13 protein-coding genes are annotated in these 15,906 nt (G+C 72.7%); 9 read left to right on the forward strand and 4 right to left on the reverse strand.

Features of this window, described 5'->3' with window-relative positions; all coding sequences use genetic code 11:
• The 6 genes from ACFV88_RS32800 to ACFV88_RS32825 all read left to right on the forward strand — a co-directional run.
• On the forward strand, positions 1-655 hold a 655-nt coding region (locus tag ACFV88_RS32800), incomplete at its 5' end, for a hypothetical protein (RefSeq protein WP_385495767.1).
• Between the two features lie 106 nt (positions 656-761).
• The gene (locus ACFV88_RS32805; RefSeq protein ID WP_385495768.1) at positions 762-1,694 is read left to right on the forward strand and encodes a hypothetical protein; all 933 of its coding nucleotides are present in this window, start codon (positions 762-764) and stop codon (positions 1,692-1,694) included.
• Positions 1,695-1,928: 234 nt separating this feature from the next.
• Positions 1,929-2,225 carry a hypothetical protein gene (locus tag ACFV88_RS32810; protein ID WP_385495769.1) on the forward strand — a complete coding sequence of 99 codons (297 nt, stop codon included), beginning with the start codon at positions 1,929-1,931 and terminating at the stop codon, positions 2,223-2,225.
• Positions 2,226-2,318: 93 nt separating this feature from the next.
• Entirely contained in the window at positions 2,319-3,782 is a 1,464-nt protein-coding gene (locus ACFV88_RS32815; RefSeq protein ID WP_385495770.1) for a DUF3145 family protein, read from the forward strand.
• A gap of 28 nt (positions 3,783-3,810) precedes the next feature.
• Positions 3,811-4,365, forward strand: coding sequence for a hypothetical protein (locus tag ACFV88_RS32820; RefSeq protein ID WP_385495771.1), 555 nt, complete (start codon positions 3,811-3,813; stop codon positions 4,363-4,365).
• Positions 4,366-4,534: 169 nt separating this feature from the next.
• Positions 4,535-5,134 (forward strand): hypothetical protein, encoded by a 600-nt coding sequence (locus tag ACFV88_RS32825; protein ID WP_385495772.1) that lies wholly within the window; start codon positions 4,535-4,537, stop codon positions 5,132-5,134.
• Between the two features lie 133 nt (positions 5,135-5,267).
• Here the strand turns inward: ACFV88_RS32825 and ACFV88_RS32830 are convergent, their stop codons facing one another.
• Entirely contained in the window at positions 5,268-5,858 is a 591-nt protein-coding gene (locus ACFV88_RS32830) for a hypothetical protein (RefSeq protein ID WP_385495773.1), read from the reverse strand.
• 348 nt (positions 5,859-6,206) lie between these two features.
• Between ACFV88_RS32830 and mobF the strand changes: the two genes are divergently transcribed.
• Positions 6,207-10,421, forward strand: coding sequence for a MobF family relaxase (gene mobF / locus ACFV88_RS32835; protein WP_385495774.1), 4,215 nt, complete (start codon positions 6,207-6,209; stop codon positions 10,419-10,421).
• Positions 10,418-11,251 carry a hypothetical protein gene (locus ACFV88_RS32840; protein ID WP_385495775.1) on the forward strand — a complete coding sequence of 278 codons (834 nt, stop codon included), beginning with the start codon at positions 10,418-10,420 and terminating at the stop codon, positions 11,249-11,251. The genes mobF and ACFV88_RS32840 overlap by 4 nt, the downstream gene beginning before the upstream one ends.
• 80 nt (positions 11,252-11,331) lie before the next feature.
• Here ACFV88_RS32840 and ACFV88_RS32845 read toward each other — a convergent pair whose 3' ends face one another.
• Entirely contained in the window at positions 11,332-12,048 is a 717-nt protein-coding gene (locus ACFV88_RS32845) for a hypothetical protein (RefSeq protein ID WP_385495776.1), read from the reverse strand.
• A 403-nt stretch (positions 12,049-12,451) separates the two neighbouring features.
• Here ACFV88_RS32845 and ACFV88_RS32850 point away from each other — a divergent pair, with 403 nt between their 5' ends.
• Positions 12,452-12,850 (forward strand): hypothetical protein, encoded by a 399-nt coding sequence (locus ACFV88_RS32850; RefSeq protein ID WP_385495777.1) that lies wholly within the window; start codon positions 12,452-12,454, stop codon positions 12,848-12,850.
• A gap of 41 nt (positions 12,851-12,891) precedes the next feature.
• Here the strand turns inward: ACFV88_RS32850 and ACFV88_RS32855 are convergent, their stop codons facing one another.
• Both ACFV88_RS32855 and ACFV88_RS32860 read right to left on the reverse strand, forming a co-directional pair.
• On the reverse strand, positions 12,892-13,734 hold the full coding sequence (locus ACFV88_RS32855; protein ID WP_385495778.1) for a MinD/ParA family protein: 843 nt from the start codon (positions 13,732-13,734) through the stop codon (positions 12,892-12,894).
• A 1,081-nt stretch (positions 13,735-14,815) separates the two neighbouring features.
• Positions 14,816-15,547: a hypothetical protein gene (locus tag ACFV88_RS32860; RefSeq protein WP_385495780.1), complete on the reverse strand. Its 732-nt coding sequence runs from the start codon at positions 15,545-15,547 to the stop codon at positions 14,816-14,818.
• Between the last annotated feature and the right edge of the window lie 359 nt (positions 15,548-15,906).

Consider the following 15,906-nt stretch of genomic DNA (forward strand, 5'->3'; position numbering starts at 1 on the left):
GCTCCTGCGCGACGCACTGACCCGCCACGGCGTCACCAGCGTCCGCGTGGACAAGCCGTGGCCGTCGCTGCCGAACGAGTACCTTGTGGCCGAGGTGCCCGGCCGGGCACCGGTGTGGATACACGCCGCCTCGTGTAACGGCGCCACCCACTACGACATCCCGCGCGGTGAGCTGATGGCCGTGGCCGCCGTCGTCACCGACGAGACGAGCACCCGCTTCGTGTACGACGGGTTCTCCGACAAGAACCCGCGGCCGGCGGCACAGGCCGAGACGTGCGCGGAAGCCGTCGCCGCATTCCTGGGCATCCAGACCCCAGAGCCGGCCCGCGAGTGCCTGCACTGCGAACGCCGCATCGAGTGGATCGAGGCCGACGGCCAGGGCGCCTGGTACGACGCGTCGAACGCGACCGGATGCGTGGACAGCACACACCTGCACGCCCCGGCGCCACTGTGCTGGTCCTGCGAGGACACCGGCGTCATCGAGATCTTCCACGCGTCCACCGACCTGACCGGTCACCGGCCGTGCGAGGACCAGCCGTGTGCGAAGCGGCGCACGAAGGCGGCAGCCAAGGCCGAGGCCGAGCGGGCCCGCGCCGACGCCGAGGCGGAAGCACACGCGGCCCTCTGCACGCCGCAGTGCTGCCCGCCCTTCTAGAGCATCACTCACCCCCCAGCTGGTGTGCGGCCCGATCAAGTCGGGCCGCGGAGCACTCAACCGCACGCACTCGCAAGATCACCTCACCACCTGGAAGGAACGACCGGTGACCGACCCCACTGGCCCCACGCTCACGAAGAAGACCCGCGCGTTCGTCACGCCAGGCTGCCCCTTCGACACCACCGAGGACGTCACCGGACACGACTTCGAAGCCCACGGCGTCACCCTGTTCGTTCACACGATGCTGTCTCTTCCTCTGTCCGGCGGGGGGATGCGGCGCCGCTGGGTCGTCCGCTACGCCAAGACCACGGCCACCACGAAGGCCGGGACGTTCCTCGTGCTCCGCGCCGACAACGTCACCAGCCGTACGGAAGCGGTCGCGGTGGCCGTGCGGAGGATCAAGGTGCAGCAGGAGGCCGAGGCGGCGCCCGCCCCGCGCACGGCCGCCGAACAGGCGGAAGACCAGGCGTGCGAGCGGGACCGCAAGGCGGAGGAGCGTACGCGACCGACCAGCGCGCACGTGCACGTTTCCCCCCTCTCGGGGCGCGCGACCCTGCATCTGATCGGCACCGACGGGGGCCAGAACCACGCGCCCATCAAGCTGGACGGCAACCACCGCAGCCCGCAGGACACCGGAGCGCACGCAGCGGCGATCACGGCCCTGGGCCAAGCCGGTTTCCGGTGCGCGCCGGGTGCCTACTGGCGCCAGCACGCCACCCAGCAGGACATGGCGGTACTGGCGATCGTGCCGACCCGCGCCTACCTCGCCTACAACGAGCGCCGGTTCGGACCGCGCCCGGTGATACCCGCAGTCGCGGACACCACCATCAAGGCCCGCCCCCAACGGGGATGGTGGGACGTCGTCACCGCCGACGGCGAACGGTACGCGCTCACGTGGTCCCCGCAGATCACCGGTGACCGGTGGACGCTGTGGGGCGGACCCCAGTACACCCAGCTGATCCGTTCCGGCAGCCAGAACAAGGTCCTGTTCGTCCTCAAGCACCCCGCACACGCCCGCGCCACCTGCACCCGAGACTGACGACCACACCAGTGCGGCCCGGACGGGCGAACAACCCCCGGGCCGCACACGGCCCCCAGCTCACAGCCGGCCACCCCGCGACCCGGCCCAGGCCGCGGCACCGCCGCGCGTCCTCAACTTCGCCCAGGCAGTCGAAGACGAAGACGCCCTCACCGCCGAGCACCGCCCCCGCGTGACGCGGCCCGCGCCCGGCACGACGCCCTGCTCGCCCACCCGACCCGGAGGCAACGCCTGATGACCGCGCATCTCACCGACGCGGGGATCGACGAGATCACCCGCGAGTTCAGCCTCACCGAAGACGACCTGGACGAGCTTGTCCACGACGCGTGCAGCAGCACCGCCTCGAACAAGGTCAACGGCGACCGAGACGGTCTGGACTTCCTCGCCGCCTACGACCAGTTCCACGACGAGGCCGAACAGCGCGCCAGCAGCATCAACAACAGCGGCACCTCCGGACAGCTTCGCTTCCTCGCCGCCTTCTGCGGCACAACGCAGGCGCTGCGATCCCTGCTCCAGGACCGGCACCCCTAAGCCCGCGCCGAGCGACCGCCACCGCGGCGTGGCTCCGTCCCCGCCCGGCCATGCCGCCCGCACCCATCAACGACTCAACGACAGGAACAACCCATGCTCAGCCACGATCACCTGCCCGCCCTCCAGCTCACCATCCATGCCACCACCAGCACCGACCTCCCCGCCCTCCTGCACGCCCTCAACACCCACCACCTCGCAACCGACTTCACCGCCGACACCACCCACCCCCTCACCGCCCTCCAGACCGGCCACACCTACGTCACCCGCGCCGGCGCCGACACCGCCGAACACCTCGCCACCGCCCTCATCACCACCGCCCCGAACACCGCCTTCGAACTCGCAAACGACCCCGCCGAAACCCAAGACGGCGTCTTCATCGCCTACCACCCCGACACCGGCCTCTTCCGCGCCCAGTGCAACGCCGACGGCACCCCCCTCATCCCGACCGAAGAAGTCCGCCACGCCCTCGCCCAAGCCCCCGTAGACATGAGGGTCGGCATCTGGCTCGCCCTCTACGCCCCCGCACTCCTCGGCACCCGCGTACGCGCCGCCCTCGCCCGCACCAGCGCCCACCCGCAGCACGCGTTCCGGCACACCGACCAGACGCCCGACCACGGCCAGGACGCCCGCTGCGCCGCCTGCGGCACCGGCATCACCTGGTACTACGACGACCCCGAAGCGGGCACCCCCTACGGCCACTGGCTCGACTCCGAAGACCGCGACCTGTGCCCGGTCACCGACGAGGACGCCGACGACCCCGGCCACGCCCCCGCACCCACCCCGGCCGACTTCCACCAGGCCGCGCTCTACCTCCCGCCCGACCCCGCCGACCGCGACCACTCCTTCCCCGTCACCGCCCTGGCCGGACTCCGTATCGGCGCGTACATCGACGACACTTACACCCTGACCCTCGGCATCCTCGACGACACCGCACACCCCGCGCTGCGCACCGCCCCCGACGGGCAGCTCGCCGTCAACCTCCACATCGGCTCCCGCCCCGTCAGCCCCTCCTTGTGCCATGCCCAGCAGCCCAGCCCGAGCGGAATCAGCGTCGGCTTCGACGACGACAGCGTCAGCCTCCTCGACGGAAGCGAGGAACTGGTGCTGTGGACCCAGCAGGAATGGATCGAAGACCCCAACGTCATCTTCGCCATCCTCAACGCAGCCATGCCCGGCTTCACCCACGGCCCCGACGCCGTACGGGCCCGGCTCCACCAGCCCACCCCGCCTACCACTGAGCCCCACACGGTCTCCGACGACCGGCCCTCCCGCCCCCTCGGAGACGAAGCCCACGGCCCCGCCCGGCACCACCCGGGCCAGCCCGAAGACCCGGAGTGGACCGTCATCGGCGTGCGCTGGAACGAGTCGACCGCGGACGTCGACGCGCTGACCGTGCTGCCCGGAACGCACGAGCCCGCCGGCCACAAGGTCTCCGACCAACTGAGTGGATGGGTGCGCCACCTGCGCGCGCCCGACCCCGACACCGCGCTGCTCCTCGCGCAAGCATCCGCAGCCTCACCCGAAGCCGCCGCTGCCTTCCGCGCCGACGACCACTGACCACCACCTTCCTCGAAAGGGTCCCACGATGACCGACGCCCACTCCATCCACCCGCCCGCCACGGCGGACCAGCTCCGCACCCGCGCCGAGGCCCTCTCCCGCCACATCGACGCCCTCACCACCCTGCGCACGGCAGCCGAGGACCCCGAGATAGGCCGCGCCCTGGCCGCGCTGCTCCCCGAACGACTCGGCCACGCCTCCTTCACCCCCCAGGGCCTGGCCGAGCAGATCACCGACGCCCAGCGCGAGGAGACCAACCTCAACCACCAGGCAACGCATCTCGAACACGGCCAGCACACCCCGCGCCCCGGAACCCGGTTCCCCACCGACCTCCTCCCGGCCGTCCCCGCAGACCACTGGAACACCGAGAAGGTCGCCGACACCACCGTCGACGACGACGGCCAGACCGCCACCACCGTCTACACCCTCGACGCCTCCACCGCCGACGAAGCGGAACGCCGACTCCTGGCCTGGATCAGCCACGGCTTCCCCGACGACCTCAACGACGCCACCGCCACCGCCACCCGCCCCAGCCAGCCCGGCCACTACACCGTCTACCTCACCCAGCCCGTCCGCCACTGACCAACCCGCGAACCCGCCCCACGGGCCCCGGCACCCAGCGTGCCGGGGCCCTTTCGCGTCCCCGCGCACACTCCCTTCCCGCCCCACGGGACGCACCCCCCGCACCTCCCACGCCGCAGGTACCGTCACCCCTCACAGACCACCCGCACCCTGAGGGAGGGGACCACCAGTGACCACCGCACCGCAGCCCAACCGGCCCGCCGACACCAGCACCACCGTCGCCGAACTCGCCACCATCCTCGACACCGTCGCCCTCATCCGGTTCACCGAACCACGCGAGGCCCGATCCGGCCGCAACGCGGACGCCATGACCCACTGGCTCACAGGCGTCAACCGCATCTCCGAGATCCCCACCCGCGAGGGCACCACGACGTACGAGATCGCCAACTCCGGCTTCTCTCGCCACCTCCCGGGCGACCACAGCGTCGAGGTCTGGTTCACACCCACTCCCGCCCCGGCCCCCGCGCCCTACGCCGCGCCCGCCCCGGCCGTCCAGCAGTACGCCGCAACCCCCCAGCCCCAGTACGCCCAGCCCGCCGCCCCCGCACCCGCCCCGGCCGCCCAGCCCCAGTACGTTCCCCAGCCGGCCGCCCCCCAGCCGACCGGCGAACGCACCGCCGCGCCCTGGATGACCCCCCACCCCCAGGCCCCCGCCACACCCCAGCAGCCCCAGGCACCCCAGCAGCAGCCTGCCGCACCCGGCTACCCCGGCCAGGGCCATTACCCCCAGCAGCCCCAGCAAGGCGGCGCCGCGCCCGGCATGCGCTGACCGCCGCCCAGGGACACAGGGACACCCAGGGACACACTTCCCGGCATTCCCCACGAGACCGGCCCCCGAGCCCCCGCACAGGCCCCAGGGACACGCAGGGACACACCTCCCGCCTTCACCACCCGAACCGCCCCTACACCGCCCCGGCCCCCTCAGCCCCGCCCCCCTCCACCGTGACCGTGTTCCCCACCGGCCGCGGTCCGCCCGGACCACCGGAGGCCACCGGCCGGACCTCCTGCCGGACCCCGCCCGCCGCACCCGCCGCACCCGCAGCGCTCCCCGCCCCGCTGCGCCCCGGGACCCCGACGCCCGGCCCCGCCACCGGCCGTACCTCCCCGCCCCGGCCACCCGACCCCTGCACCGGCTCCTGCTCCTGTTCCTGCTCCCGGACCAGCCGCCGCAGCTCCTGCACATCGGTCCGCCGCAGCCCTAGCCGCTCCGCGACCGCCCCCACCGGCTCGTCCTCACCCAGCATCGCCACCACCGCAGCCCCGGCCTCCACCCGCGCCGCCTCCACCTGCTCCACCACCCGCTCCCGGACCGCCCGGATCTCCCGCTCCCCCTCCTCCCGCGCCAGATCCTGACGCTCGGTCGCCAAGAAGAAGTCCGTCGCCCGCTCCACCAGCCGCTGCTGCCGCGCCATCGGCGCCATCGCCAACTGATGCGCCCGCTCCCGCGCCGCCACCACGTTCGCCGCAGCCGACGCCTTCGCCTTCCTCACCATCTCAACTCCGAACGGCCCCGAACCGTGGGCTGCGCCCGGACGGCACCCTGCCGCCCTCCCCGGGAACCCGCACAGGCAGCCTCACCCGCCGCCCGGCCCGATCGAAGCGCTCGCCCGACCGAGCTGCCCGCGCTCCCGTCCCACGGGCCACGACCATGTTTTCTGCCCACCCAGCGGGAGGAGGGAAAAGTCGTCTCACCCCCGTTCTCCGGACAACCTCCCCACCCCGCTGCTCCTTGCTGCTGATGTCTTTGCAGGTCACCGGTTTGTAAGAGGGAGGCAGAGGGAGGGGACAGGAGAACGGAATGACATCTCTTGCAACTCTGATCGCCTCGTAGCGTCGATGCCGTGGCAGTGGAGCTTCGCAAGCTGACGGCGGCCGCGGGGTACCGGTATCTGCTCGCGCAGACGGTCCGTGCGGAGTCTTTGCCTGCCGCCGACGGCTCCCTGAACGCCGGCGCCCCACCGGGGGTGTGGATGGGACGAGCCGCCGAGGTCCTCCAAGTGGCTGGGCAGGAGGTGCTGCGGGCACAAGCGGAATCCCTGTTCGGTCTCGGCCGGCATCCGCGTGCGGCTGAGATAGCCGCCGATCGGATCGCTGCCGGAGAAAGCGAGAAGAAGGCCTGGCGGGCCGGGAAACTCGGCGCCGCCTACTCCCAGTTCAGCGACCCGACCGCCACCGACCCGCTGCTGGAGCGCATCGAGGAGGCCCTCGCGGAGGCCACCGCGCGCAGCGGAGGATCGCTCACCGACGCCCAGCGCCGGGCGATCCGCCGACACGTCGCGGCCCAGTACTTCCGTGCAGAGTTCCACCGCGGCCCGGCCTCCGTGGAGGAGCTCGACGGGTACCTGAGGATGCATACCCAGCCGGTGCGCCAGCCCTGCCTGGGCTGGAGCTTCGTGGCCGCCCCGCAAGGCTCGCTGCAGGCCCTGCGGATCCTGGGAGGGGAGGAGACACGCGAGGTCATCGACGCGGCGCACACCGAGGCGCTCGAGACGGCCCTGGCCTGGATCGAGGACCATGTGCTGGCCACCCGCGCCTCCAGCAAGGGCAGCATCGCCCAGGAGCAGGTGACCTCCGGCCTGGTCGCCGCCCGGTGGCGGCACTACACCGCGCGCGGGGATCCGGGTGACCCCCATCTGCACGATCACATCATCGTCGCCAACCGGGTCCAGGGCCCGGACGGGAAGTGGCGCACGATCGACGCGCGGCCGCTGCTCGCGCACGGAGTGACCATCAGCGAGCTCTACAACACCACTGTCATGCGGCTGGTGTCCGAGCGCCTGGGGCTCGCGGTCCGCGAGCGAGTCACCGCCCCCGGCCGGCGGCCGATCCTCGAGATCGCGGGCCTGCCCGACGAGCTGATCGACGCGTTCTCCACCCGCGGCAAGACGGTGCGGGCCGAGTTGGAACGCCTGGTCGCCGACTACTACACCCGCCACCAGCGCACCCCGCCCCCGGCGGTCTGGTACGCGCTCGCGCAGCAGGCCGCAGTCACCAACCGGCCCGAACTCAGCGCCGCACGGCCGCTGCGCACCCTGCAGAAGATCTGGTTCACCGCCGCCCGCGCGGCCCTCGGCGACGTCGACGCACGGCCCGACGAAGTCCTCACCCAGGCGTTGCTGGACGCCGTGCGCCAGGTCGCTGCCGACGCCGAACCGGCTCCCCAGGGGGTCGATCCGGACACCTTCGAGCGGCAGATCGCCATCGCAGCGCTGGCCGAAGTTGCCGAACACCGCGGCGTGTTCGCTGCCCAGCACGTGCGCGCCGAGGTGCTGCGCCAGCTCGGCTACCACCTCGCCCGTGGCCCCCTGACCCAGGACCTGGTCCTGGGTCAGGCGACCGAGCGCATCACCGCCCGCGCACTGTCCGACCTCACCCTTGATGACCCCGTCGTCGGCCTGCGCCCGCCCTCCCTGGTCGACCTGCACCCCGAGCAGCAGCGCCCCGACGGCAGCAGCGTCTTTCTGCGCGTCGAGGCCCCCGCCTACACCACTCGCCGGCTCATGGCTGCCGAGGACGACCTCCTGGCAGCCGCCGACACCCTGGTCATTCCCGCCGCCGAAGAGGCCGACTTCGCACGGGCAGCCCGCCGCCATCCGCACCTGGGCGCCGCCCAGTTGGCCCTCGCCCGCTCCTTCGCATGCGGTGACAAACTGCTGTTGACCGGCATCGGCCCGGCCGGATCCGGCAAGACGTCCGCGATGAAGCTGGTGGCCGACACCCTGGCCGCCTCCGGGCGCCGCCTGGTCGCCCTGGCCCCCTCCTCCCGCGCCGCCCAGGCTCTCGCTGATGACCTCGGTGCGCCCGCCACCACCCTGCATGCCTGGCTGCACCACCGCGACCAGCACGCCAAAGGCCTGGCCGACCAGCGCTTCCCCCTCGCCCGTGGCGACGTGATCGTCGTCGACGAGATGGGCATGGGCGGCACCCTCAACCTCCAGCGGATCCTGGCCCAGGCGCGCGCCGCAGGCGCCCACGTCCGGCTCCTGGGCGATCCGCTGCAGCTGTCCGCCGTTGACGCGGGAGGCGTTCCGCGCCTGCTCGACCGCCATCCCGACACGGTGCGCCTGGACGAACTGCACCGCTTCACCACCCCGGGCGAAGGCGCGGCCACCCTGGTACTGCGCGACGGCGACCCGGCCGACGTCTTCATCTTCCACCGCCAGCACCGGCGCATCCGCTCCGGGGACCCGGCCGACATGCTCGACGCCGTCTACGCCGCGTGGAGCACGGACATCGCCGCCGGGCTGAGCAGCGTCATGATGGCCCCCGACGCGGCCACCGTGCGCGAACTCAACGCCCGCGCCCAGACGGCCGCCGCCGCCCGCGGACTGCTCGACGTCACCGCCCACCGCCAACTGCGCGACGGCACCCGCGCCCACGCCGGCGACACCATCGTCACCCGCCGCAACAACCGCGCCCTGCCGGTCCTGAAGGGCCGGGACTTCGTGAAGAACGGCGATGCCTGGCGGGTGCTGACAGTCCACCCGGACGGCTCCCTGACTGTTAGAAACACCGCCCATCACGCCACGATCACCCTGCCCGCCGACTACACCGCCGCCCACGTCGAGCTCGGATACGCGGCCACCGTCCACCGCGCACAGGGCATGACCGTCGACACAGCCCACGCCTACGCCACCGCCTCCTCCTCCCGCGAAAGCGTCTACGTCCAGCTCACCCGCGGACGTCGCAGTAACAAGCTCTACCTCGGCATCAGCGAACCCACCGAGGACCCACTGGCCGACGAGGCCGCCGCCCTGCACCAGATCGCCCACGCCCGCCGCGCCGCGACCTCCGCCCACCAACTCCTGCGCGACCTGCAGGACGAGTCCACCAGCCCGGCCCTCCACGCCGCCCAGTACGCCGACACCGCCGCCCGCGCCGCCACCGCCCGCGCCCGGGCGCTGCTGGCCGAGATCCTGCCCGCCCTGGCCGACCAGACCTACACCGACGAAGGCTGGCCCAAGCTGCTGGCCGCCCTCACCGCAGCCGAACTGGCTGGCCACAGCACCCGCCGCACCCTCACCCGGATCAGCAACGAACCGGTCGACGACAGCGCCGACGACGACACCGCCTCCGTCCTGGCCGACCGCATCTACCAACTCGTCGCCACCACCCCGCGCCCCACTGCTGACCGGCCGCTGGCCGCCTACAGCGACACCCAACTCGCCCGCCTGACCGCCCTCGCACTCACCCATCGCGCCCACCTCCAACGCCGCGCCCCCACCCCCAAGGAGCGCTACCGTCAGGGCCGTTCCCGCGCCCGCGCCAGCCGCTTCGTCGAGCTCATCAGCGCCGAGCGTGACCTGCGCGCACGCCTGCCCGACCGCACCCCCCACGCCGCCCGCCACAGCGGTCCGGTCCCCGACTGGGTCGCCGACGCCCGCCTCGAACACGACCCGGACACCCCCGCTGACTGGCGCGGCCACCTCACCGAACGCCGTCACGTCCTGGGCCAACTGCTCGCTGCCCGGGGCCTGCAACTGGCCCAGGAACCTCCCCCGTGGACCACCGTGCTCGGGCCCGTCCCACCCCCGGACACCTGGCAGCGCCATGCCTGGCAGACCACCGCCGCGCTCGTCGAGACCTGGCGACACCGCACCGCATCCCTGCCCGACACAGACGGCACCGGTCCGCTGCCCCGCCCCACCAGCGGCCACGACGTGCCCGCCTACAACGACCTCGCCACCCGCATCCGCACCCTCACCCGCCCAGCCACCCAGGAGATTGCCACCTGGCCCACCGCCACCACCGCCTGGCAGAGCGCACTCGGCGGAGCCCCGCCACCCGCCGCCTGGATGGGGCAGATCCCCCCGCCACGCCCCGGCGACAGCGCCCACCGGGCGCGCTGGTGCGCCCTGTTCACCCGACTCGCCGCCTGGCACCAACACCGCCCCGAACTTGGCGCACAGCTACTCGGACCGCCGTCCGGCGACCCTGCCGACACCCGCACCTGGCGGCAGCTGCACACCGAACTCACCGCGCTGAGCACCACCGCCCCACCCGCACAGCAGTCCGCCGCCATCGCCCCGACCACCCCGAGACGGCCCGCCCGGTGAACCGCCACCACCCCACAACGCCCCGCGCACCGGCCGAGCTGCGGGCCCGCTGGCGCGATCTTCCGCGCCACGCCGCACTGCTGCAGCGCCGCCTGGGACCGCCCGCCCGCACCCGCGCATCCCACGCCGCCGGCGCCACACTGTGGCTGCTCCAACTCATCTACGCCCGCGCACAGGGACGGCTCCTCGCCCACGGGGGAGCGGTCCTGACCGTCCGCGGGCCGGCCATTGCGCCCGCCCGCGCCCTGGCCGCGACCGGCGCTCTGCTGCTGGCCGAGCTCGCCCTCACCGCAGGCCTGCTGCTGCCGACCGCGCTCGGCGCGGCAGCCGAGGCCGCTGGTGCCCCCGCCCCTTGGACGCGGTGGAGCGCGACGGGCGCCACCGCCCTGATCACCGCCTTGCTGCTGCTCGGCCTCATCCGCCAACTCGCCTCAGCCCGCACCGCTCGGGCAGTGGAGTCCTGCCGTCGCGCACGGCGCCGCACCGGCGGAACCTGGTGGACGGTCGGCAACCTGGCCTGCCGCGAAGACGACCCTCTCTCCGCCTCCTACCTGGTCCACGCAGCCCTCGCCTACGCCGACGGCCACGACGTCGGCGCCATCGCCACAGCCCGGACACCAGCGCTGCACCGCACCTACCTGCGCTACGGCTTCGCCCCCGACCTCGGCCACCCATCCGTCCTGGTCCGGCCGCCGCGAACGGGCCGCCCCGCTCCACGCCGCCGGACCAATCCCGCCCCCGTCTCCGGCCGAACACGAGGCGCGCCCGGCCGGGTCCGGACCCGGCCGCGCCCCCGCAGCCGTCCAAGAGCCGAGCGGACACGGCGCTGAACAGCACACGTCCCCGCGCGGCACGGACCGACTGCGCCCGGCGGCGGCGCAGTCGGACAGGCGGTGCGCGACGGATCCCGTCAGGGAGTGCGGCGACGCATGGCGATCACGGTGCAGTCGTCGCGGTACCCGTCGGCGTCCTCCTCGGCGGCCGCCACCAAGGCGTCCGCCAGGGCCTGCGGGTCCGTCTCATGGAGATGGCACAGCCGCTTCCAGGTGCCCTGGTCCACGTGGTCCGAGACACCGTCCGAGACGAGAAGGAGCAGCGGGATCTCCTCCGGAATCTCCACGAGCCGGCAGGTCGCCCACCCTGCCTGCGCGAGGCCGAGCCGGGCGTAGTCGTCGTACTCCTCGACGAGCTCCGGCGCGTATCCGCGTCGTCCGCACAGATAGATCCCCATCGTCATGTCGGTGCTCCACAGTGTGAGTTCGCCGTTCCCGTAGCCGTAGGCACGTGCATCGCCGATCCAGTGCACCGCACTCGGCCGGCCCGGCTCCACAGAGGCGTACACAGCGCTGGCATGCGGGGGAACGTCGTACGCGTACGCCATCCGCCCACCCGTGACCAGACCGGCCAAGCAGCCCTCGACCATACCCATCTGCGTGATCACCGCAGGCACCGTCGCGACATAACGCACGACCTCCGCACCGTGCCCAGCACCATCGACGACGACGGCGCACACACGGCTGCCGCGACGCTGGAAGTCCGCTCCGTCAGCGCACGGCGACTCGGTGCCCGGCCGTTGCGCCAGCCCCACCGTCACCATCTCGGACGCCTGCGTGAGCATCGTGTCCATCTGTTCCTCCTTCGGGTCCGGGCCCCCGACGGGCCCGCCACCTATACGCCGCCGGGCAACTACTTGGCGGTAAAGAGGGTTAGACAGCGAAGTTGAGGCGGGTGGGACGCGTGGGACGAAGCCGCCCGCGGCCGCATCAGGCGTGAGCCGACGGCGGCCCGGGGCATGCGCGCCGGCCCAGTCCTCCAGCCAGGAACACAGGACGCAACCCGGGTGGGACGGACGAGTCGTGGCCAGCAACCGGTGCGGGGTGGCGGCCGCCCCTTCCGTCGTGGTGCCCGGCACCAGCCGACGTCGTGGTGACGCAGAACACACCGATGCTTCCAAGATTCTTTGTCGGTTTCGCCGCCCGCCGCGCCCGAAGAGTGAAGGCGCGCCACCCCATACGCAGTCGGAGGACTCGATGATCCCGCCCCAGACGTCTCCCCAGACCAAGACCTGCCACGCGCAGGCCACGCTGACGGCCCAGGAGACGCGCTACCTCAACGCCCTGCCCGACACCGACTTCACGGCCGACGCACACCCGCTCGGCTGCGACTTCGCGGCGCACCCGCGAGAGGCCCGGCACGCGGTCTGCGTACAGATGCAGTACACCGGCGCCGGAGAACTGGTGTTGTGGTGGCTGCTGTGGGGCGAAGACGGCCACCGCGAGATCCGCACGGCTCCGGGGTGCCGCAGGCAGGTCGTCGACGAGACATGCCTCCTCATCAAGGACCATCCCAGCGCCTGCGATCAGGACTGTGGCTGGAGCCGTGAAGAACTGAAGAAGGTGTGGAAAGCGACCATGCCGCCCACGGCCTGACGGACTCAAGCCGGAGGGCGGACTGGCCCCGGGCGTCTTCGCTACTGCGGCGGGCCCGGGTAGCCGGGCTGCGCCGGGTACCCCCCGGCGCTGGCCGGACCGCCGGGCCACGCGTCCTGGGGATGGCCCGGGTGGCCGCCCGCCGGGGCGGTCCGCCGCGGCTGGGAAAACCCCTCGGCGACCAGGGCGCACAGGGTCAGGTAGGCCTCGCGGACCTTGGGCCGCATCAGGCCGAGGTCGATCTCGGCGCCGGCTGACAGATGCTCGTCGAAGGGGACCGCGACAACCCCGCGGCAGCGCTCGCTGAAGTGCGCCACGATGTCCTCCACCTTGATCATCCTGCCCTTCTCCCGTACCCCGGAGACCACCGTGAGGCTGCGCCGCACCAGGTCGCCGTAGCCGTGGGCATTGAGCCAGTCCAGCGTGGTGCTCGCGCTGGACGCGCCGTCCACCGAGGGCGTGGCGACGACGATCAGCTGGTCGGCCAGGTCCAGGACGCCGCGCATCGCGCTGTAGAGCAGACCGGTGCCCGAGTCCGTCAGGATGATCGGGTACTGGGCTCCCAGGACGCCGATCGCCCGCCGATAGTCCTCGTCGTTGAAAGTGGTGGAGATGGCCGGGTCGACATCGTTGGCGACGATCTCCAGACCGGACGATGCCTGTGAGGTGAAGGCCCGGATGTCGTGGTACGTACGCAGAGTTGGGATCGCCTGCACCAGGTCGCGGATGGTGGCTCCGGTCTCGCGGCGCACGCGCCGGCCGAGCGTTCCGGCGTCCGGGTTCGCGTCGATCGCCAGGACTCGGTCCGCCCGTTCGCTGGCCAAGGTGGAGCCCAAGGCGGTGGTCACGGTCGTCTTGCCGACACCGCCCTTGAGACTGATCACGGCAATCCGGTAGCAGCCGCGCACCGGTGTGCGGATCACCTCGAGCTTGTGCTGCAGCGCGGCGTCCTCCTTCGCACCGCCGAGCCGGAACCGCGAGGGCCGGGCGCCCGGGCGGCTGCTGCGGGCCTTGCTCCGGCCGCCGCGCAGCAGCCGATCCGAGGACAGCTCGGTCGCCGCGCTGTGTCCCAGCGGTGCCGCCGAGGCAGCGGTGTGCCCGACCGGGGGAGCAGTCGAAGAGGCGGCCGTGGGGTAGGAGAAGGGCGCCGCAACAGGGCCCGGAGCAACCGGTGCCGCAGGGGAGTAGCCCGGCGCCGCGGTCTGTCCCGGATACGCCGGATGAGCCGGGGCGGATCCCGCAGCCGGGTATCCGGGCACGGCCGCCGGGGCCACCGGCGGGGGATACCCGTAGCTCGGGCCTGCCCCGGCAGGCACGGCGGGCGGATACCCATAAGTGGGCGCGGCCACAGGCGCTGGGCCGGGCGGGCGGGGCGGGACGTACGGCGCGCCGCCCTGCGGCCCGGGCTCCGGCGCCGGAGCATACCCCTCGGGCGCCGGGACCTGCCCGGCCGGGAAGGCCGCAGCCGCGGATGGAGCGGCGGCTACGAGGGCCGGGCCAGGGGCGGAGGCAGGGGCCGCTTGGGCAGCGGCGCTCTGCACGTCGGCGAACAAGGCAGGCGGAGCGGGGAACACCCCACCGTCGGCGCCGTGGACCACCCCTGCGGGGGCGGAAACCGTCTGCTGCACCGGTGGCTCAGGCGCGGGGACCGGCGGCGGTGCGGCTACTTCGGCCGAGCGCGCAGGAGCGGGAGCCGCCGTAGGACCGGCGAGCGACTGGGTGTACCAGCCCGCCGGCGAGGTGTACGGGAAGTCGGAATCCCCACTGGCTCCGGCCCAGCCCACGCCGGCTCCGGGCCAGGCCGTGGCCGCATCCTGGTCGCTGTGCACGCTGCCTCCTGATGGATCGACACCGCCTCGCGCCGAGAGGCGCACACGGATCTGCTGCCGCGCGGGCGCGCGGCACGGACAAGCCGCGGGCCGCCAGCCGGGGGGAGGGGCGGCGGCCCGCGGGGTCAGAGGGAGGTCATGCCGAACGGCCGGACGGGCCACGGCGCTTGGCCCGCCGCTCCGCCTTCTCGGCGTCGGCGGCCCGCTGCAGCGCCCGGAAGGTACGCCCTCCCTGGCGGGACCTGAGATGGGGGATGTTATTGGCTGCTAATCCGAGCGTCTCCGGTCCGTATACCGCACGCAGATCCGAGGGAGTCTGCGAGGTGTAACCGGCGTCCTCGAGCGAGATCTCGTCGGGAAAGACATCGGCGTGGTGATGCAACAGCGGGTCGATCAAACCGTCCTGCGTGCCGCCGTAGCTGTATCGCCAGCGGAAGTTGGCAGGCGGATCGGGGCGCACCCACCGTTCGAACAGGGCGATCTGCTTGGTGTAGCTGTAAAAGACCACGTGCTCGGCGGACCGGAAGACGCGCAGCCATGCCTGGAGGTACGGCAGCGACCAGTAGTCGCCCGCGTCGTGGACCCGCACGTGCACGGGCTGGTCGTCGGCGGAGCGGTAGCGCCGGTGCTGCAACTCGGCGGTCATCTGCTCTTCCCAGCCCTGCAGATCATCGATGACGTACTGCATATTGCGCTGGTGCGCGGCGAGTACGTTGCGGAACTTGTAGGTCCCAGCCCGCGCGTAACACAGGTCAGCGCAGACGCCGGCGGTCGGGCAGGCGTTGTACTCACGACCGTCGGGAAGCGTGCCTTCGTGGGCGGGCAGCGTCCATCGGTAGATGCGCTCGGACGCGCAGCCAGAGCGCATCACGGTCAGTAGGAACCGGGGCCTTGAGGGTGCCGGATTCTCCCGGGCAGCCGGTATCGGTGCGTCCGTCACAGAGACCTCCCGAAGGACGAGGGCGAACTAGAGCTGAAGTCTGTGCCGGACCACCACCCCGCTTCGGCCGGGAAACCGCCTGGAGGGCAGCACACCCCGAGCGCTCCCGGCTCACGGGCGAAGAAGCCTGCTCCGGTGACCGCCACACGACCCGCGCCTCTGCCCGCCCTGCGGACCGTTGGCGAACAAATCGGCCGCCAGACGGGAAGCGGACCACTGCGCGCTTGCCCCCCGCCCATAGTGATCACCGGCGCCGCCGGTCGCGGCCGCGCCCCGACTCACACGAA

Source organism: Streptomyces sp. NPDC059816 (genome assembly GCF_042732055.1).
Taxonomy (GTDB): domain Bacteria; phylum Actinomycetota; class Actinomycetes; order Streptomycetales; family Streptomycetaceae; genus Streptomyces.